Genomic DNA, 18,967 nt, shown 5'->3' on the forward strand with positions numbered 1-18,967 from the left:
CGACTCTCCTTACTTGCGGCCTTTACGCTGCTGCTTTTTAGGTTGAGCAGCCGGTTCCGGTTGTTCAACTGCAGCCATACCACCCAGGATCTCACCTTTGAAGATCCATACCTTAACGCCGATTACACCATAAGTGGTGTGCGCTTCAGATGTGTTGTAATCGATATCCGCACGCAGTGTGTGCAACGGAACACGACCTTCACGGTACCATTCGGTACGCGCGATTTCAGCACCGCCAAGGCGGCCGCTTACTTCAACTTTGATACCTTTAGCGCCAAGACGCATTGCGTTCTGTACAGCACGCTTCATAGCACGACGGAACATAACGCGACGTTCCAGCTGGGAAGTGATGCTGTCAGCAACCAATTTAGCGTCAAGTTCCGGTTTACGGACTTCGGCGATGTTAATCTGCGCAGGAACGCCAGCGATATCCGCTACGACCTTACGCAGTTTTTCGACATCTTCACCTTTCTTGCCGATAACGATGCCTGGACGAGCAGTGTGAATAGTCACACGGATGCTCTTCGCAGGACGTTCGATAACGATGCGAGAAACGGAAGCTTTCGCCAGTTCCTTAATCAGGAATTGACGAACTTTAAAGTCGCTGTCCAGGTTGTCAGCGAATTCTTTGGTATTCGCATACCAAGTAGAGTTCCAAGGTTTGACAATACCCAGGCGAATACCATTAGGATGTACTTTCTGACCCATTGCTAGTCTCCAGAGTCTCAGCGATCGGACACAACCACAGTAATGTGGCTGGTGCGCTTCAGGATGCGATCTGCACGACCTTTTGCACGCGGCATAATGCGCTTCATGCTTGGGCCTTCGTCTACGAAGATTTTCGTGACTTTCAGATCATCGATGTCAGCGCCATCGTTGTGTTCTGCGTTAGCAATGGCAGACTCCAGCACTTTCTTAACCAGACCGGCAGCTTTCTTGTCGGTGTAGGTCAGAGTTTCCAGAGCTTGCGACACTTTCTTACCGCGGATCAGGTCTGCAACAAGGCGAACCTTCTGAGCAGAAGAACGAGCGTGGCGATGTTTAGCGATAGTTTCCATCTCTTCCTCCTACCTTAGCGCTTTTTAGCTTTTTTATCAGCCGCATGGCCGCGATAAGTGCGAGTCGGCGCGAATTCACCCAGTTTGTGACCGACCATTTCGTCGGAAACAAACACTGGTACGTGCTGACGACCATTATGGACAGCGATGGTCAAACCGATCATGTTAGGAAAGATCGTTGAACGACGGGACCAAGTGCGCAAAGGCTTCTTGTCACCGCTTTCCACCGCTTTCTCTACCTTCTTCAGCAAGTGCAGGTCAATAAAAGGACCTTTCTTGAGAGAACGTGGCATGGCTTATCCTCTAATTATTTTTTGCTACGGCGACGTACGATGAACTTATCAGTACGCTTGTTGCTGCGGGTTTTCTTACCTTTGGTCTGAACGCCCCATGGAGTTACTGGGTGTTTACCAAAGTTTTTACCCTCACCACCACCGTGCGGGTGATCTACCGGGTTCATCGCCGTACCGCGGACGGTAGGACGAACACCACGCCAACGTGCAGCACCTGCTTTACCCAGAACGCGAAGCATATGTTCAGCGTTACCGACTTCACCCAAGGTGGCGCGGCAATCAACTGGAACTTTACGCATTTCGCCTGAGCGCAGACGCAGAGTTACGTAGGAACCGTCACGAGCAACGATTTGAACGTAGGCACCAGCAGAACGAGCCAGCTGGCCGCCTTTACCTGGTTTCATTTCTACGTTGTGGACCGTTGAACCAACCGGGATGTTGCGCATTGGCAGGGTGTTACCCGCTTTGATTGCAGCATCAACGCCAGATTGAATCTGGTCACCAGCTTTCAGGCCTTTCGGCGCCAGGATGTAACGGCGTTCGCCGTCTTTGTACAGAACCAGCGCGATGTTCGCGGAACGGTTCGGATCGTACTCCAGACGCTCAACCACAGCAGGAATACCATCTTTGTTGCGTTTGAAGTCAACCAGACGATAATGTTGCTTGTGGCCACCACCGATATGACGGGTGGTGATACGGCCATTGTTGTTACGACCACCGCTTTTGCTCAGTTTCTCAAGCAGCGGGGCATAAGGTTTACCCTTGTGCAGCTCAGGGTTAACCACTTTAACAACGTGGCGACGACCCGGAGATGTAGGTTTACATTTAACAATTGCCATTGTTCTTACTCCTCCGACTTACTCTGCGCCGCCGATGAAGTCCAGGTTCTGGCCTTCTTTCAGGGTGACGTAAGCTTTTTTCCAGTCGCTACGACGACCAACACGCTGACCGTGACGTTTCACTTTCCCTTTAACTACCAGGGTGTTCACGTCTTCGACTTCGACTTCAAACAGTTTCTGCACTGCAGCTTTGATTTCTGCTTTGGTCGCGTCTTTGGCAACTTTGAGTACGATGGTGTTGCTTTTTTCCATCGCAGCGGATGCTTTTTCAGATACGTGCGGTGCACGCAGCACTTTCAGCAAACGTTCTTCACGGATCATGCCAGCATCTCCTCAACTTGCTTCACAGCATCAGCAGTCATAACCACTTTGTCGAAGGCGATCAGGCTAACCGGGTCGATACCTGCTACATCGCGCACGTCAACCTTGTACAGGTTACGAGCAGCCAGGAACAGATTCTCATCCAGTTCACCGGTCACGATCAGCACATCTTCCAGAGCCATATCTTTCAGTTTCTGTGCCAGCAGCTTAGTTTTAGGCGCTTCTACAGAGAACTTCTCGACAACGATCAGACGATCTTGACGTACCAGCTCGGACAGGATGCTTTTCAGCGCGCCGCGGTACATCTTTTTGTTTACTTTCTGACTGTGGTCCTGCGGTTTAGCAGCAAAGGTCACGCCGCCTGAACGCCAGATCGGGCTCTTTACAGAACCTGAACGCGCACGGCCGGTACCTTTCTGGCGCCACGGTTTTTTACCGGAACCAGTCACTTCAGCACGGGTCTTCTGAGCACGGGTACCTTGACGGGCACCTGCTGCATAAGCAACAACAACCTGGTGTACCAGCGCTTCGTTGAAATCACGACCGAAGGTAGTTTCGGAAACAGTCAGCGCGCTTTGCGCGTCTTTCAATACTAATTCCATTGCTATCCCCTTACGCCTTCACAGCTGGTTTAACGATCAGGTTGCCACCGGTTGCGCCCGGTACAGCACCCTTAACCAGCAGCAGGTTGCGCTCAGCGTCAACACGTACTACGTCCAGGCTTTGAACGGTTACACGCTCGTCACCCAGGTGGCCAGCCATTTTCTTGCCTTTGAACACTTTGCCCGGAGTCTGGTTCTGACCGATAGAACCCGGAACGCGGTGAGACAAGGAGTTACCGTGGGTAGCGTCTTGGGTACGGAAGTTCCAGCGCTTTACAGTGCCGGCAAAACCTTTACCTTTAGAAGTACCGGTAACATCGACTTTTTTAACGTCAGCGAAGATTTCTACGCTGATGTTTTGACCTGCAGTGAACTCTTCACCTTCTGCAAGGCGGAATTCCCACAGACCACGGCCAGCTTCAACGCCAGCTTTAGCGAAATGACCCGCTTCCGGTTTGGTCACACGGTTAGCTTTTTTGCTACCAGTGGTGACTTGAACGGCACGGTATCCGTCGTTAGCCAGGTCTTTAACCTGAGTCACGCGGTTCGCTTCAATTTCAATCACGGTTACTGGGATAGAAACGCCATCTTCAGTGAAGATACGAGTCATACCCACTTTTTTACCGACTAAACCAATCATTGTTTCAACCTCTCAATCGCTCAATGACCTGATTAACCCAGGCTGATCTGCACGTCTACACCGGCAGCCAGATCCAGACGCATCAGAGCATCAACGGTTTTCTCGGTTGGCTCAACGATGTCAACCAGACGCTTGTGAGTGCGAATCTCGTACTGATCACGCGCGTCTTTGTTAACGTGCGGAGAGATCAGAACGGTAAAGCGCTCTTTGCGAGTTGGCAGCGGGATCGGACCACGGACTTGCGCACCAGTGCGCTTGGCAGTCTCGACGATTTCCGCGGTTGATTGATCGATAAGACGATGATCAAACGCTTTCAGGCGGATACGGATTCTTTGGTTCTGCATGAGACCAGAGCTCCAATTATTTATAAACGTAAATAATTACTCCTCACACCCATTTCGATTGATGGGGGAGTGTAATCGTCAACATATAACCCCCATATCGGGAGTATTGTTCGATGAGCAGAAAGTCCTGCCTATCGACTGATTCGCTAAAATCAGGCTTACCAAGATTAGGTAAGCCCGCGCATTATACGCAAAACAGAACGGGAAGCAAGCCGTAGATGGAAATATGCTCAGGATATCGACATTTTTTACCGATTTGCGAAGCCGCTTGCAAAAAACGGAGCCTGGAGAGGGGAATTAATTAGGTGGGGTAGGAAAGATGTTGCCACTACTCCCCTACAGTGCCTGTAAAATAGCCACCGACGGGGAGTGGGAATTATAAGGAGACTAGTCTTTGCGTTCGAGTACCTGGGCTTGTGCGTAATTTTGAATGCCCAGACGCGCAATCAAATCCAGCTCAGTTTCCAGCCAGTCGATATGCCCTTCTTCATCTGCCAGGATCTCTATCATCAAATCGCGGCTGACGTAGTCATGGATCGAGTCGGCATAGGCGATGGCTTCACGCAGATTCTTGGCGCCATCCAACTCCAGGGCCAGGTCTGAGCGCAGCATTTCTTCGATATCTTCGCCAATGTTCAGTTTGCCAAGATCTTGTAAATTCGGCAGACCTTCAAGGAATAAAATGCGCTCGATATAGCGATCGGCATGCTTCATTTCATCGATCGACTCGTGATATTCCTTGTCATTCAGGCGCATTAAGCCCCAGTTTTTGAACATTCGGGCGTGTAGGAAATATTGATTGATGGCAACCAGCTCGTTGCCGAGCAGTTTGTTGAGGTGAGCAATGATCTTTTTATCGCCTTTCATAGGTAACTCCTCCTGGCCAGTTCTGAAAGTGTAGAAGCTGGAAGCCAAGAGTCAAAAAAATAACCTTACCTTTAGTTAGGCAACTTCGTGCATAAGAATAATGGTTCCGCGTTCCTCCACCATAATCTGCCTTGCCTGTCGAATGCACTTCCCGCAATCGGTACCAATCGGCACTAATTCACGCAATTGCTTCATGGTATGAGGGTTGTGCTGACGCACGGCTTTACGGATTGCTTTGTCAGTCACGGCATTACATAGGCATACATACATAGAGAGACTCACTTCTTAACCAATTCCATAATTCTAAATAGGAATGCTTTTTATTTCAATTAAGATTTGAGCGAATTGCATAAAAAAAGGGCACCGAAGTGCCCTCTTTTTGTGTCGAAAAATTATCAGCGATTAAGCGATAACTTTAGCAACAACACCAGCGCCAACAGTACGGCCGCCTTCACGGATTGCGAAACGCAGGCCGTCGTCCATCGCGATTGGGTGGATCAGGGTAACAACCATGTTCACGTTGTCACCTGGCATTACCATCTCTACGCCTTCTGGCAGTTCGATGGTACCGGTCACGTCAGTTGTACGGAAGTAGAACTGTGGACGGTAGCCTTTGAAGAATGGAGTATGACGACCACCTTCTTCTTTGCTCAGGATGTACACTTCTGAGTCAAATTTGGTGTGTGGCTTGATTGAACCTGGTTTAGCCAGGACCTGACCACGTTCGATATCTTCGCGCTTGATACCACGCAGCAGAACACCCACGTTCTCACCAGCACGGCCTTCGTCCAGCAGTTTGCGGAACATTTCAACGCCGGTACAGGTAGACTTAACGGTGTCTTTGATACCCACGATTTCAACTTCTTCGCCAACTTTAACGATACCGCGCTCAACACGACCGGTAACAACGGTACCACGACCGGAGATAGAGAAGACGTCTTCGATTGGCAGCAGGAACGGCTTGTCGATAGCACGCTCTGGTTCTGGGATGTAAGAATCCAGGTAACCGGCCAGCTCGATGATTTTAGCTTCCCACTCTGGTTCGCCTTCCAGTGCTTTCAGCGCTGAACCACGAACAACCGGCAGGTCATCACCAGGGAAGTCGTAAGCAGACAGAAGTTCACGAACTTCCATTTCTACCAGTTCCAGCAGCTCTTCATCATCAACCATGTCGCATTTGTTCATGAATACGATGATGAAAGGAACGCCAACCTGACGACCCAGCAGGATGTGCTCACGGGTCTGAGGCATTGGGCCGTCAGTCGCAGCAACAACCAGGATTGCGCCGTCCATCTGAGCAGCACCGGTGATCATGTTTTTAACGTAGTCGGCGTGCCCTGGGCAGTCAACGTGCGCGTAGTGACGGCTTGGGGTGTCATATTCAACGTGAGAAGTGTTGATGGTGATACCACGAGCTTTTTCTTCTGGCGCGTTATCGATCTGGTCGAAAGCACGTGCAGAACCGCCGTAGGTTTTAGCCAGAACGGTGGTGATTGCTGCAGTCAGGGTAGTTTTACCGTGGTCAACGTGGCCGATAGTACCAACGTTAACGTGCGGTTTGGAACGTTCAAATTTTTCTTTAGACACGGCTATATTCCTTACTCTTATGCTCTCCCCTCATGGAGAGAGCACTGATCAATGTGTTAAACCCGAAAGCTTATTTACCACGGGCTTCGATAACGGCCTGAGCGACGTTGTTCGGCGCATCATCGTACTTCAAGAACTCCATGGAGTAAGAAGCACGGCCTTTGGTCAGAGAACGCAGTTGAGTTGCGTATCCGAACATCTCGGACAACGGAACTTCAGCGTGAATCTGAACGCCAGTAGCGTTGGATTCCTGACCTTTCAGTTGACCACGGCGACGGCTAAGGTCACCGATAACGTCACCGGTGTTCTCTTCCGGCGTTTCAACTTCAACCTTCATAATCGGCTCAAGCAAAACAGGTTTCGCTTTCTTAAAGCCATCTTTAAAGGCGATAGACGCAGCCAGTTTAAACGCCAATTCGGAGGAGTCAACATCGTGGAAAGAACCGAAATGCAGACGCACACCGAGGTCAACAACCGGGTAACCGGCCAGTGGACCAGACTTAAGCTGCTCCTGGAGGCCTTTATCAATGGCAGGGATGTATTCCGTTGGGATCACACCACCTTTAATGTCATTGATGAACTCGTAGCCTTTCGGATTTGAGCCCGGCTCCAGTGGGTACATGTCGATAACAACATGACCATACTGACCACGACCACCAGACTGCTTGGCGTGTTTACCTTCGATGTCGGTAACTTTCGCGCGAATGGCTTCACGGTAAGCAACTTGTGGTTTACCCACGTTCGCTTCAACGTTAAATTCACGACGCATACGGTCAACCAGGATGTCCAGGTGAAGTTCACCCATACCTGCGATGATAGTCTGACCTGATTCTTCGTCAGTCCACACGCGGAATGATGGATCTTCCTTCGCCAGACGGCCCAGAGCCAGACCCATTTTTTCCTGGTCAGCTTTGGTTTTTGGTTCAACTGCAACGGAGATTACCGGCTCAGGGAACTCCATACGCTCCAGAATGATCACGTGGTTTGGATCACACAGAGTGTCACCGGTAGTCACGTCTTTCAGACCGATCGCTGCAGCGATGTCGCCTGCACGAACTTCTTTGATCTCTTCACGCTTGTTAGCGTGCATCTGAACGATACGGCCCAGACGCTCACGTGCAGCCTTCACTGAGTTCAACACGGTGTCACCGGAGTTAACGATACCGGAGTACACGCGGAAGAATGTCAGGTTACCCACGAATGGGTCGGTAGCAATTTTGAACGCCAGTGCAGCAAATGGCTCATCATCATTAGCATGACGCTCAGCCGGCGTATCTTTACCGTCGTCGAGGATACCGTTGATTGCAGGTACGTCAGTTGGTGCCGGCAGGTATTCGATAACCGCATCCAGCATTGCCTGCACGCCTTTGTTTTTAAAGGCAGAACCACAGGTAACCAGAATAATCTCGTTGTTCAGCACGCGCTGACGCAGAGCTTTCTTGATTTCTTCCTCGGTCAGCTCTTCGCCGCCCAGGTATTTTTCCATCAGCTCGTCTGAAGCTTCAGCTGCAGATTCAACCAGGTTCTGGTGCCATTCTTCGGCCAGCGCTTGCATGTCCGCAGGGATCTCTTCGTATTCGAAGGTCACGCCCTGGTCAGCATCGTTCCAGTTGACTGCTTTCATTTTCACCAGGTCAACGATACCGGTGAATTTCTCTTCTGCGCCGATGGCCAGTTGCAATGGAACTGGATTCGCGCCCAGACGGGATTTGATCTGACCAACAACTTTCAGGAAGTTAGCACCCATGCGGTCCATTTTGTTAACGAACGCGATGCGTGGAACTTTATATTTGTTAGCCTGACGCCATACAGTTTCAGACTGTGGCTGAACACCACCAACAGCACAGTAAACCATTACAGCGCCATCAAGAACACGCATGGAACGTTCTACTTCGATGGTGAAGTCAACGTGTCCTGGGGTGTCGATGATGTTTACACGGTGCGGCTCAAACTGCTTGGCCATACCAGACCAGAAAGCGGTAGTCGCTGCAGAAGTGATGGTAATACCACGCTCCTGCTCCTGCTCCATCCAGTCCATGGTGGCAGCGCCGTCATGAACTTCACCGATTTTGTGGTTTACACCGGTGTAGAACAGAATACGTTCGGTAGTGGTCGTCTTACCGGCGTCGATGTGAGCGCTGATACCGATGTTACGATAGCGCTCAATGGGTGTTGTACGAGCCATTTGATTCCTCTATTGCCTTAGGCGTTCAAGTTCGGTTAACCCAAGCGGGTTGGCTTCTTGAAGCGCCCGCTTGGTTAGCATAACTACTGCGTGGCAATTACCAGCGGTAGTGGGCGAACGCCTTGTTGGCTTCTGCCATACGGTGAACGTCTTCACGTTTCTTAACAGCAGAACCTTTGTTCTCAACTGCATCAGAAAGTTCGTTCGCCAAGCGCAGAGCCATGGATTTATCACCGCGTTTACGAGCAGCATCAACGATCCAACGCATTGCCAGAGCATTACGACGGACCGGGCGGACTTCAACTGGTACCTGATAAGTAGAACCACCAACGCGGCGCGACTTAACTTCTACAGTCGGGCGAACGTTGTCGAGAGCTACTTCGAAAGCTTCCAGGTGATTTTTACCAGAACGCTGAGCCAGGGTCTCCAGCGCGGTATACACGATAGCTTCTGCAGTAGATTTTTTACCGTCTACCATCAGGATATTTACAAATTTGGCCAACAGCTCGGATCCGAACTTAGGATCTGGCAGGATTTTACGTTGGCCTATTACGCGACGACGTGGCATGGAAATACTCCGTTGTTAATTCAGGATTGTCCAAAACTCTACGAGTTTATTTTGACATTAAAGTGAAAATGTTTGGCCTTACTTAACGGAGAACCATTAAGCCTTTGGCTTCTTCACGCCGTACTTGGAACGAGCTTGCTTACGGTCTTTAACACCGGAGCAGTCAAGTGCACCACGGACGGTGTGGTAACGCACACCTGGCAAGTCTTTAACACGACCGCCACGGATCAGGATCACGGAGTGTTCCTGCAGGTTGTGACCTTCACCACCGATGTAGGAAGTCACTTCGAAACCGTTAGTCAAACGCACACGGCATACTTTACGCAGCGCGGAGTTTGGTTTTTTCGGGGTGGTGGTATATACGCGGGTACATACGCCACGTTTCTGCGGGCAAGCTTCCAGCGCTGGAACGTTGCTTTTAGCAGCCTTCACAGAGCGTGGTTTGCGAACCAGCTGATTAATTGTTGCCATTAAAAAAGCTCCTGGTTTTGCTTCGTTTGTTGCTTCGTAAACATGTGATAAATCCCCTCGTATGCACTACTGGCAAAGTACGAGGCCGCAGAATTTTATGGCTGAGCGGTAGAGGTGTCAAGAAATATACAACATCACTCTCATCACCAAGCCATTTGGCTTCGATGTTTTTCGGTTAATTCAACGAAGTGATTATAGCCGATGACAGTGATTTTGTGTGAAAAATGACCAGTCAGGCCTCTGGCTTCCAGGTCGTCCTGCAGCGCATAAAGTGATATGGGGGCATTAAGCAATAATTCAAGGTGCGCGCTGCCAGCCAACCCGGCCAGTACGCCATCCTGTATCAGCAGCAGGTCGTCGCCTTGTGTGGTCAAGCGCAACAATGCTGGCAAATCGCATTGAGTGGGAGAGTGGCTAAGGGTATACAGCATCCGAATGTCCTAAAAAGTCATCACCGCGTCATAACCGGCCAACTGTTGACGCAGCACATCCGGTGCCAGCACCTCGGCCTCCAGCACCCAGTCGGTCACCTGACTCAGACCGCGCTCCTGCAAAGATGCCTGGCACAGATAACACTGCTCGACGTCATACAGCGGCAGCACGCCAAAGGTGGCGATATAGTTACGCGCCAGAATTTTTTCCGGCTGCTGCCCCGGCAATAGCTGCAATACGCCATCACCGATAAAAAACACGCCCAGATCTTCGCTCAGCGCCGAAGTCGCCAACAGCGCATCCAGCCCTTCCCTGCCGCCGGTGCCGCCGTGCGGGCCTTGGGTAAAAACAAAAGCGACTCGTTTCATAAATTCTCTCAGAACTGCACCAGACGGTCACAACTTAGCGCCGCCTCAGCCAACGAACCCAACCCGCTAAGGGTAAAGCCAGGTTGCAGATTAGCCGTTTCCAGCCCCTGCTGTGCAGCTTCCTGTTCATCGGTCACGCCGCGCCGCAACGCAGCGGCCACACAAACGTTGAGCGCAATACCGTGCTGCTGCGCCAGCTGCGCCCAGCCGCGCACCAGATCGAACTCATCGCTGGCAGGGGATGTCAGTTGGTTGGCATTCAGCACCCCTTCACGGTAGAAAAACACGCTGGAGAGCCGATGCCCTTTCGCCAGCAGAGCTTGTGCGAACTGATAGGCGCTGCTGGCCTGCTGGGTGCCATACGCCGGGCCGGTGACCAAAAGACAGTAATCCAGCATCAGCGCTCGGTTCCCAGCAGGTCACCGCTTTTGAACTGGCGGATATACAGATACACGGTGTGCTTGGAAATATTCAGGCGATCCGCCACCTGATTAATCGCATCTTTGATATCAAAAATGCCTTTTTCGTAAAGATTCAGCACCACCTGGCGATTTTTGGCATTGTTGGAGACATTGCGATCGGCATTGACCTCCTCGATGGTGAACTCCAGCGTCTGCGCCACCAGATCGTCCACGGAAGAGGCAAAGTTGACTGAGGGAGCCACTTCCTGGGTTTCCGGCGGCATGAAAGTCTGCATTACCTGGGAGAACGGCACATCGAGGTTCATGTTGATGCACAACAGGCCGATCACCCGCTGCTCGCGATTACGGATGGCGATAGTGACCGACTTCATCAGCACGCCGCTCTTGGCGCGTGTGAAATAGGCCTTCGACACACTGCTGTCATCGCCGGCCATATCATGCAGCATCCGCAGCGCCAGGTCGGTGATCGGCGAACCTATCTGCCGCCCGGTATGCTCGCCGTTGGCAATACGCACCGCCGAGCATTTCAAATCTTCCAGCGCGTGCAGCACGATCTCGCAGTGACCGCCGATCAGCATAGCTAGCCCATCGACCACGGCTTCATAAGACTTCAGGATTTCATGATCCGTCTGGCTAAACGGACGTTCATTCAGCAAATCAAGTTCGCTGACTTCGCTGGATAAAAGCGAATTTGACATCGAAAATACCACCCTCAAAGATCGCCTGTGCCAGGGGGCGCAGCTAAAACGGCTCGTGCAGGCTCCCTCTTCCACAGGCGGCATACCCTTGAGGATCCACAGGGCAGGCAGGCTGGTATCAGCATGAAACAGCACGACGGGCGTCCGCAAGCCAACACGCGGCCGGGAACAGTTTTAGGTACACGCCCTAAGGGGCAGGCGCATGACTCATAAGTCCGGATTATTAGTCTAGCAAAACTGCCAGAGTAAAGTCCTTGCGTTTGCGCGTGGTATTGACGTTAAGCCCGATGCCCGGCAGGCGTCAAGCAATCAGTGGGAGGGAAAGTAAAAGTTACGCCTCATCCGGCATTAATCAGAGACGCTGAAATGAACACCGCCGCGAAGAAGATTCGCGGCGGTGATGGCAATCAGACAGGCTTATTGCGCTTTGGCATCCGCCGCTGCGTCAGCCGGTTTTTCAGCCTTGGCGTCTGCTTTCGGCGCAGCTTTCACATCCAGCAGCTCAACGTCGAATACCAGAGTGGAGTTAGCCGGAATGCCCGGAACGCCGGTTTTACCGTAGGCCAGTGCCGGTGGAATTACCAGCTTGATTTTGCCGCCTTTCTTGAGGTGTTTCAGGCCTTCAGTCCAGCCTGGGATCACGCCGTCCAGACGGAATGACAGCGGCTCACCACGGGTATAGGAATTGTCAAACTCGGTGCCGTCGGTCAGGGTGCCTTTGTAGTTCACTACCACGGTGTCGCTGTCTTTAGGCGCTTCACCCGCACCCGGTTTCTCTACCTTGTACAGCAGGCCAGATTCGGTTTTCTTCACGCCTTTTTCTTTGGCGAAGGTCTCACGGTACTTGGCGCCTTTCGTTTCGTTGTCTTTAGCGTCTTGTTCCATCTTCGCCTGAGCAGAAGCCTTCACGCGCGCTTCAAAGCTCTGCAGAGTTTTTTCGATGTCCGCATCGTTCAACTTGCTCTTGTTGGCAAAAGCATCCTGAACGCCTGAGATCAACTGATCTTTGTCCAGTTTGATACCCAACTTTTCTTGCTCTTTCAGCGAGTTGTCCATGTAACGGCCCAGGGATGCGCCCAGTGCGTAAGCCGCTTGCTCGTCATCGTTCTTGAACTTGCCGGTGCTTGGTGCCGCTGCAGCGTCCGCTGGTTTAGCGGCTTCGGCCGGTTTAGCCGCATCAGCAGCCATAACCTGAGTCGCATTCAGAGCAAAAGCCATGGTGGTTGCCAGAAGCGTGACTTTAAACAAAGATTTCATCCATTTCTCCAGTGTCTGAAGCTGTGCCCCAAACAGTCATTAAGTAAGATAACCGGGCTACTATAGCTGCCTGAAAGAAAACAAAACAGTCACACAGGTAACCAATCGAGTCAAAGTGTGACTCCAGGTTTAAGGAGAAGTTTCCTTTAATGTGCTACCCGCATGATAAATCAGATTATTCTTCCACCCGATACGATAACGGTAACAAAAACAGCCGCGATAAGCGCTCTATTTTTCAGCACTTTATACAGGGCGCGGCCGCCTGCGGTTATTCCTCGCTCTGCGGGGGGCGAAATAGCGCAGCGCAAAGCCGGCGGCAGCTGTTAACATAGTGCCAGATTCAGGATTAAACCGCGTCAGAGGTAGCATCATGCACAACGCCGATACCCAAAGCCTGTTACTGCGGCTTGAAGAATTGGAAAGCCGTCAGGCCTTCCAGGAAGTCACCATTGAAGAGCTCAACCAAACCGTGGTGCAGCACCAGCTTGAAATGCTGAAATTGCAGGAACACCTGCGCGTGCTGACCGATAAACTGCGCTCGACCCAAACGTCGATGATTGCCTCGCAGTCGGAAGAGACGCCACCGCCGCATTATTGATAACCCATAAAAAAGGGCAGCCCCAGGGCTGCCCTTTCTTGCTGTTGCTGCGCCGCGATTAGTGGCAGCCGCAACCGCCGTTACCGCAACCGCCTTTCTTAGCCTGATCATGGTCATGGTCATGCGCATGGTCATGATCGTGATCGTGGCCATGACCGCCGCAGCAACCGTCACCGTGCTCGTGGTGGTGATCGTGCTCGCCGTGTACGTGACCGTGCGCCAGTTCTTCAGCGGTAGCTTCGCGGATCGCGACAACTTCCACGTTGAAGTTCAGGTTCTGACCCGCCAGCATGTGGTTACCGTCAACCACTACGTGATCGCCGTCCACTTCGGTGATTTCGACCGGAACCGGGCCCTGATCGGTGTCAGCCAGGAAACGCATGCCAACTTCCAACTCGTCAACGCCCATAAAGACGTCTTTCGGCACGCGCTGCACCAGGTTTTCGTCGTAGTTGCCGTACGCATCGTTGGCGCCGACATTAACGTCAAAACGATCGCCTGCTTCGTGGCCTTCGAGTGCTTTTTCCAGACCTGCAATCAGAGAACCATGCCCGTGCAGATAGTCCAGCGGCGCGCTCACCGGAGACTCATCAACCAAAACACCGTCTTCTGTACGTACTTGGTAAGCCAGGCTGACCACCAAGTCTTTTGCTACTTTCATGATATCTCCTACCGTTGGACACTTGGACGCAGCCCATCATCGGGTGCCGCGCCTTTACCGGACAGATTGTATCGGAAATCTGCCCCGCTGTACCCTTCAGCATAAAAAAACGCGCCCGATAACGCTACTCCGGATGGAAAATACCGATGACCTGCTCCTGCGGCCGGACGTGCTTTTCCACCTGTTGTTCGGTCTGCCGCTGGTGATGGCCGCACTTGACGCACTCCACCACTTCGACCTGGTCTTCGCGCCAAACTGCCAGCGTATCCATAGCCTTACAGCTCGGGCAGACCGCCCCGGCGATAAATCTTTTACGTGTTGCGGACATCTTCTGTGCTCCAAATTATTCGTATTCATCCCAGCCGTCGAACTGGCGACTCTCTTTTTGCATTTCGCGATGGAAAAGTTCTTCAAGCTCGCGCCGCGCCTCTTTCACGCGGGAAATCTGCGCCACATCGCCATGATGCGGCGGCATCAGTTCACGCAGCATGCGCATGTCCAGCCGGCGAAAGTGCTGCTGTGCGCGATAGGCCTGATGAGGATGCATACCCAATTCCATCAGCGCCTTGCGTCCCAGTTCCAGTGCGCTGGAGAAGGTTTCGCGGCTGAACTGCTTGACCCCGGCCTGCAGCAGTTCGTGCGCCTCCACGCGGCCGCGTGCACGCGCCAGGATGCTCAACTCCGGGAAGTGCTGTTGGCACAAACGCACGATTTCCATGGTGTCTTCCGGCTCATTGCAGGTGATTACAATCGACTTGGCCTTCGCCGCGCCGGCCGCACGCAGCAGCTCGAGTTCGGTGGCATCGCCGTAATACACTTTGTAGCCGTAGCGACGCAGCACGCCGACCGCGCTGACATCGCGCTCCAATACGGTAATACGCATCTTGTTGGCCATCAACAGGCGGCCGATCACCTGGCCGAACCGGCCGAAACCGACAATGATCACCTGCGGATCGTCGTCCTCCACATACGGCGTTTCTTCGTCTTCATCCCGGGCGTTGTAACGGCGGGCCAGGATGCGATCGATAATCTGCATCAGCAGGGGCGTGGTCATCATCGACAAGGTCACCACCACCAACAGCAAGGCGAGTTGGTCAGACTGCAACACCTTCTGCGCCCCCGCGGCGGAAAACAGCACGAAGGCAAACTCTCCGCCCTGGCTGAGCACGCCGGCGAACTGCAAACGCACCGAACTGCGCAGGCCAAAGATGCGCGACAGCGAGTACAGCACCCCTGACTTGATCGCCACCAACAGCACCACACCCAGCAGCACTTCGACCAGATGGGTATAGAGCACGCCGATATTCAGCGCCATCCCCACCGAGATAAAAAACAGCCCCAGCAGCAGCCCTTTGAACGGCTCGATGGCAATCTCCAGCTCATGGCGATATTCGCTCTCCGCCAACAGCACACCGGCGATAAAGGTGCCAAGCGCCATCGACAGGCCGAGCGTATCCATAAACAACGCCGCCCCCAAGACCACCAACAGTGCGGCGGCGGTGAAAATTTCGCGCACCCCGGAAGAGGCGATATAGCGGAACAACGGCCGCAGCAGGAAACGCCCGCCGATCAGCATGCCGCCGAACGCCGCGACCTTGATCGCGATTTCCGCCCAGTCGTCGCTGGTGCCACCGGCGCCGGCCAGGATAGGGATCAGCGCCAGCGCCGGGATCACCGCCATATCCTGGAACAGCAGCACCGAGAACCCTAACTGGCCGCCTTCATTGCGGTTCATGCCCTTCTCGCGCATCAGCTGCAACGCCATCGCCGTCGATGACATCGCCAGCCCGATCCCGCCGATAACGGCGGCCTGCCAGGCGAAATGGGTCAGATAAAGCAGTGCCCCCAACACCGCGGCGGTGATCAATACCTGCCCGGCACCCACGCCGAATATCGAACGCCGCAGTTCCCAAAGTTTGGTCGGGTTCAGTTCCAGCCCGATGATGAACATCAAGAACACCACGCCCAACTCGGAAAAGTGCAGGATCTCATCCACATCGCGGATAAAGCCCAATCCCCAGGGGCCGATGGCAATGCCGGCGATCAAATAGCCCAGCACCGCACCAATCCCCAGACGGCGGGCGATGGGCACCGTGACCACGGCGGCGAACAAGAACAGTAAAATTGCGGTCAGTAACGTCGAGCCTTCCATGATCACCTTCCTCCATGCGGCAACGGGTTACGCAGCCAGTCGCCATAGGCCGTAGCGTGGCTTTCCAGCACTTCCGGCTTCTGCCGACGCGCCCAATACACCAGCATCGGCGTCAGCCAGTGCATATGGCACATGGCGGCGGTCAGTTCGAACGGGCGCAGGATATCTTCCATCGGATAACGGTTATAACCGCCGGTGCGGTAGGCGCCTTCAGGTTCTCCGGTGGTGATCACCGAACGCCAGTATTTGCCTGCCAACGCATTGCCGCCCATACCGCTGGCAAAACCGCGCGACAGCACGCGATCCAACCATTCTTTCAGCAATGCCGGGCAACTGTAGGTATAGAGTGGATGTTGAAAAACAATGACCTGATGTTCACGCAGCAGTTGTTGTTCGTGGTGAATATCAATAAAAAAGTCAGGATAGTGCGCGTATAAATCGTGCACGGTGACATGTTCCAACTGCTGCGCCGGTCGAAGCAAAACCCGATTCGCGACCGAGTCATGGGATTCCGGATGGGCATACAGCAGCAAGACCTTGGGCGGCTGCGACATCATTCCCCTCCAAAGCGTCGTCAGGATAGCGGTTTTCCGTTACCATGCTTCGCAAAGACTAATAATAGGACAGTCTGTGTCCTGTTAACTTAGAATCCTCTCAATTTAACATACTCTGAACATACGGCGCTTTATGATTGTATTCTCCTCGCTACAAATCCGACGCGGCACCCGCGTCCTGTTGGACAACGCCACGGCGACGGTTAATCCAGGTCAGAAAGTCGGCCTGGTGGGTAAAAACGGCTGCGGCAAATCCACGCTGCTGGCGTTGCTGAAAGGCGAAATCGCCGCGGACGGTGGTACTCACACCTTCCCCACTAACTGGGCGCTGGCCTGGGTCAACCAGGAAACGCCGGCGCTGGACGTGCCGGCCATTGAGTATGTTATCGACGGCGACCGCGAATTCCGCCAGCTTGAAGCCGAATTGCAATTGGCGAACGAGAAAAACGACGGCCACGCCATCGCCACGCTGCACGGCAAACTGGACGCCATCGACGCCTGGACCATCCGCTCCCGCGCCGCCAGCCTGCTGCACGGTCTCGGCTTCTCCAACGAACAGCTGCAAAGCCCGGTGCGCGCTTTCTCGGGCGGCTGGCGCATGCGTTTGAACCTGGCGCAGGCGCTGGTCTGCCGTTCCGATCTGCTGCTGCTCGACGAACCGACCAACCACCTGGATCTGGACGCGGTGATTTGGCTGGAACGCTGGCTGAAGGGCTATCCGGGCACGCTGGTGCTGATTTCCCATGACCGCGACTTCCTGGATCCGATCGTCGATAAAATCCTGCATATCGAACAAGAGACCATCAACGAATATACCGGCAACTACTCCTCGTTCGAGCGTCAACGCTCGACCAAACTGGCGCAGCAACAGTCTCTGTATCAGCACCAGCAGGAGAAAGTAGCGCACCTGCAAAGCTATATCGATCGCTTCCGTGCGCAGGCCACCAAAGCCAAACAGGCGCAGAGCCGCATTAAAATGCTCGAACGCATGGAGCTTATCGCCCCGGCCCACGTCGATAACCCGTTCAGCTTCAGCTTCCGCCAGCCGGAAAGCTTGCCGAACCCGTTGCTGCGCATGGAGAAGGTCAGCGCCGGCTACGGCGAAAAAGTGATCCTGAAATCGATCAAGCTCAACCTGGTGCCCGGTTCGCGCATTGGCCTGCTGGGCCGTAATGGCGCCGGTAAATCTACCTTGATCAAAATGCTGGCCGGCTCGCTGGAACCGCTGAGCGGTGAGATTGGCCTGGCGAAGGGCATCAAACTGGGCTACTTCGCCCAGCATCAGTTGGAGTTCTTGCGCGCCGACGAATCGCCGTTGCAACACCTGAGCCGCATCGCTCCCCGGGTGCTGGAACAGCAACTGCGCGACTACCTGGGCGGTTTCGGCTTCCAGGGCGACAAGGTCACCGAGGCCACCGAGCGTTTCTCCGGCGGCGAAAAGGCGCGGCTGGTGCTGGCGCTGATCGTCTGGCAGCGGCCTAACCTGCTGCTGCTCGACGAACCGACCAACCACCTGGATCTGGACATGCGCCAGGCGTTGACCGAAGCGCTGATCGATTTCGAAGGCGCACTGGTGGTGGTCTCGCACGACCGCCATCTGCTGCGCTCCACCACCGACGACCTCTATCTGGTGCACGATGGCCAGGTCGAAGTTTTCGAAGGCGATCTGGACGACTACCAGCAATGGCTGAGCGACCTGCAACGGCAGGAAAACCAGCAGGATGCGCCGGAGAAAGAAAACAACGGCAACAGCGCACAGGCGCGTAAAGATCAGAAACGTCGCGAAGCCGAATTCCGCACCCAGACTCAGCCGCTGCGCAAGCAAATCGCCAAGCTGGAGCAGCAGATGGAAAAACTGGGCACCGAACTGGCGGCGGTAGAAGAGAAACTGGCGGACTCTGCGCTGTATGACATCAGCCGCAAGGCCGATCTGACCGAGTGCCTGCAAAAACAAAGCCAGACCAAATCCGCTCTGGAAGAGACGGAAATGACCTGGCTGGATGCGCAGGAGCAGTTGGAACGGCTGACAAACGAGTTTGAATTGTAGGAG

25 protein-coding genes are annotated in these 18,967 nt (G+C 53.5%); 2 read left to right on the plus strand and 23 right to left on the minus strand.

What is annotated here, in order from left to right:
• Positions 1-9: 9 nt before the first annotated feature.
• The 19 genes from rpsC to fkpA all read right to left on the minus strand — a co-directional run bounded on the left by rpsC (position 10) and on the right by fkpA (position 12,952).
• A complete protein-coding gene (rpsC, locus tag ACTJJ1_RS20470) occupies positions 10-708 on the minus strand; it encodes a 30S ribosomal protein S3 (RefSeq protein WP_004951172.1) in 699 nt (232 codons plus the stop codon).
• A gap of 17 nt (positions 709-725) precedes the next feature.
• Entirely contained in the window at positions 726-1,058 is a 333-nt protein-coding gene (gene rplV / locus ACTJJ1_RS20475; RefSeq protein WP_004951174.1) for a 50S ribosomal protein L22, read from the minus strand.
• Between the two features lie 14 nt (positions 1,059-1,072).
• Positions 1,073-1,351 (minus strand): 30S ribosomal protein S19, encoded by a 279-nt coding sequence (rpsS, locus tag ACTJJ1_RS20480; protein WP_004929772.1) that lies wholly within the window; start codon positions 1,349-1,351, stop codon positions 1,073-1,075.
• 14 nt (positions 1,352-1,365) lie between these two features.
• Complete coding sequence (gene rplB / locus ACTJJ1_RS20485; RefSeq protein ID WP_004951177.1) at positions 1,366-2,190, minus strand: 50S ribosomal protein L2; 825 nt, start codon at positions 2,188-2,190, stop codon at positions 1,366-1,368.
• Between the two features lie 18 nt (positions 2,191-2,208).
• Positions 2,209-2,511, minus strand: a complete 303-nt coding sequence (gene rplW / locus ACTJJ1_RS20490; protein ID WP_004951179.1) for a 50S ribosomal protein L23 — start codon at positions 2,509-2,511, stop codon at positions 2,209-2,211.
• Positions 2,508-3,113 (minus strand): 50S ribosomal protein L4, encoded by a 606-nt coding sequence (gene rplD, locus ACTJJ1_RS20495; RefSeq protein WP_004929779.1) that lies wholly within the window; start codon positions 3,111-3,113, stop codon positions 2,508-2,510. Before rplD ends, rplW begins: the two co-directional genes overlap by 4 nt.
• Before the next feature lie 10 nt (positions 3,114-3,123).
• Positions 3,124-3,753 carry a 50S ribosomal protein L3 gene (rplC, locus tag ACTJJ1_RS20500; protein ID WP_004951181.1) on the minus strand — a complete coding sequence of 210 codons (630 nt, stop codon included), beginning with the start codon at positions 3,751-3,753 and terminating at the stop codon, positions 3,124-3,126.
• A 32-nt stretch (positions 3,754-3,785) separates the two neighbouring features.
• Positions 3,786-4,097 carry a 30S ribosomal protein S10 gene (gene rpsJ / locus ACTJJ1_RS20505; RefSeq protein WP_001181005.1) on the minus strand — a complete coding sequence of 104 codons (312 nt, stop codon included), beginning with the start codon at positions 4,095-4,097 and terminating at the stop codon, positions 3,786-3,788.
• A 387-nt stretch (positions 4,098-4,484) separates the two neighbouring features.
• Positions 4,485-4,964: a bacterioferritin gene (bfr, locus tag ACTJJ1_RS20510; protein ID WP_004951186.1), complete on the minus strand. Its 480-nt coding sequence runs from the start codon at positions 4,962-4,964 to the stop codon at positions 4,485-4,487.
• A gap of 75 nt (positions 4,965-5,039) precedes the next feature.
• Positions 5,040-5,234: a bacterioferritin-associated ferredoxin gene (gene bfd / locus ACTJJ1_RS20515; RefSeq protein ID WP_004951190.1), complete on the minus strand. Its 195-nt coding sequence runs from the start codon at positions 5,232-5,234 to the stop codon at positions 5,040-5,042.
• Positions 5,235-5,366: 132 nt separating this feature from the next.
• Positions 5,367-6,551: an elongation factor Tu gene (tuf, locus tag ACTJJ1_RS20520; RefSeq protein WP_004951192.1), complete on the minus strand. Its 1,185-nt coding sequence runs from the start codon at positions 6,549-6,551 to the stop codon at positions 5,367-5,369.
• 70 nt (positions 6,552-6,621) lie between these two features.
• Positions 6,622-8,736 carry an elongation factor G gene (gene fusA, locus ACTJJ1_RS20525; protein WP_004951196.1) on the minus strand — a complete coding sequence of 705 codons (2,115 nt, stop codon included), beginning with the start codon at positions 8,734-8,736 and terminating at the stop codon, positions 6,622-6,624.
• A 97-nt stretch (positions 8,737-8,833) separates the two neighbouring features.
• Positions 8,834-9,304: a 30S ribosomal protein S7 gene (gene rpsG / locus ACTJJ1_RS20530; protein ID WP_004951199.1), complete on the minus strand. Its 471-nt coding sequence runs from the start codon at positions 9,302-9,304 to the stop codon at positions 8,834-8,836.
• Positions 9,305-9,400: 96 nt separating this feature from the next.
• Positions 9,401-9,775 (minus strand): 30S ribosomal protein S12, encoded by a 375-nt coding sequence (gene rpsL, locus ACTJJ1_RS20535; protein WP_004930426.1) that lies wholly within the window; start codon positions 9,773-9,775, stop codon positions 9,401-9,403.
• 143 nt (positions 9,776-9,918) lie between these two features.
• Positions 9,919-10,206, minus strand: a complete 288-nt coding sequence (tusB, locus tag ACTJJ1_RS20540) for a sulfurtransferase complex subunit TusB (RefSeq protein ID WP_004951202.1) — start codon at positions 10,204-10,206, stop codon at positions 9,919-9,921.
• 9 nt (positions 10,207-10,215) lie between these two features.
• Complete coding sequence (gene tusC, locus ACTJJ1_RS20545) at positions 10,216-10,575, minus strand: sulfurtransferase complex subunit TusC (RefSeq protein ID WP_004951206.1); 360 nt, start codon at positions 10,573-10,575, stop codon at positions 10,216-10,218.
• A gap of 8 nt (positions 10,576-10,583) precedes the next feature.
• Positions 10,584-10,973 (minus strand): sulfurtransferase complex subunit TusD, encoded by a 390-nt coding sequence (gene tusD, locus ACTJJ1_RS20550; protein ID WP_004951209.1) that lies wholly within the window; start codon positions 10,971-10,973, stop codon positions 10,584-10,586.
• Positions 10,973-11,695, minus strand: a complete 723-nt coding sequence (locus ACTJJ1_RS20555; RefSeq protein ID WP_004951212.1) for a helix-turn-helix transcriptional regulator — start codon at positions 11,693-11,695, stop codon at positions 10,973-10,975. Before ACTJJ1_RS20555 ends, tusD begins: the two co-directional genes overlap by 1 nt.
• 417 nt (positions 11,696-12,112) lie before the next feature.
• On the minus strand, positions 12,113-12,952 hold the full coding sequence (gene fkpA / locus ACTJJ1_RS20560) for an FKBP-type peptidyl-prolyl cis-trans isomerase (RefSeq protein WP_004951215.1): 840 nt from the start codon (positions 12,950-12,952) through the stop codon (positions 12,113-12,115).
• A gap of 370 nt (positions 12,953-13,322) precedes the next feature.
• Between fkpA and ACTJJ1_RS20565 the strand changes: the two genes are divergently transcribed.
• The gene (locus ACTJJ1_RS20565) at positions 13,323-13,550 is read left to right on the plus strand and encodes a SlyX family protein (protein WP_004951219.1); all 228 of its coding nucleotides are present in this window, start codon (positions 13,323-13,325) and stop codon (positions 13,548-13,550) included.
• Between the two features lie 58 nt (positions 13,551-13,608).
• Here the strand turns inward: ACTJJ1_RS20565 and slyD are convergent, their stop codons facing one another.
• The 4 genes from slyD to kefG form a co-directional block, all read right to left on the minus strand.
• A complete protein-coding gene (slyD, locus tag ACTJJ1_RS20570) occupies positions 13,609-14,211 on the minus strand; it encodes a peptidylprolyl isomerase (RefSeq protein ID WP_440835084.1) in 603 nt (200 codons plus the stop codon).
• Between the two features lie 124 nt (positions 14,212-14,335).
• Complete coding sequence (locus tag ACTJJ1_RS20575) at positions 14,336-14,539, minus strand: YheV family putative zinc ribbon protein (protein ID WP_004951224.1); 204 nt, start codon at positions 14,537-14,539, stop codon at positions 14,336-14,338.
• 15 nt (positions 14,540-14,554) lie between these two features.
• Positions 14,555-16,363: a glutathione-regulated potassium-efflux system protein KefB gene (kefB, locus tag ACTJJ1_RS20580; protein ID WP_004951226.1), complete on the minus strand. Its 1,809-nt coding sequence runs from the start codon at positions 16,361-16,363 to the stop codon at positions 14,555-14,557.
• 2 nt (positions 16,364-16,365) lie between these two features.
• Positions 16,366-16,917 (minus strand): glutathione-regulated potassium-efflux system ancillary protein KefG, encoded by a 552-nt coding sequence (gene kefG / locus ACTJJ1_RS20585; protein WP_004951227.1) that lies wholly within the window; start codon positions 16,915-16,917, stop codon positions 16,366-16,368.
• A 133-nt stretch (positions 16,918-17,050) separates the two neighbouring features.
• Between kefG and ACTJJ1_RS20590 the strand changes: the two genes are divergently transcribed.
• Positions 17,051-18,964 carry an ABC transporter ATP-binding protein gene (locus ACTJJ1_RS20590; RefSeq protein ID WP_440835087.1) on the plus strand — a complete coding sequence of 638 codons (1,914 nt, stop codon included), beginning with the start codon at positions 17,051-17,053 and terminating at the stop codon, positions 18,962-18,964.
• Positions 18,965-18,967: the final 3 nt, after the last annotated feature.

Origin of the sequence: Serratia sp. 22264 (genome assembly GCF_052045345.1) — a bacterium.
GTDB lineage: Bacteria > Pseudomonadota > Gammaproteobacteria > Enterobacterales > Enterobacteriaceae > Serratia > Serratia plymuthica.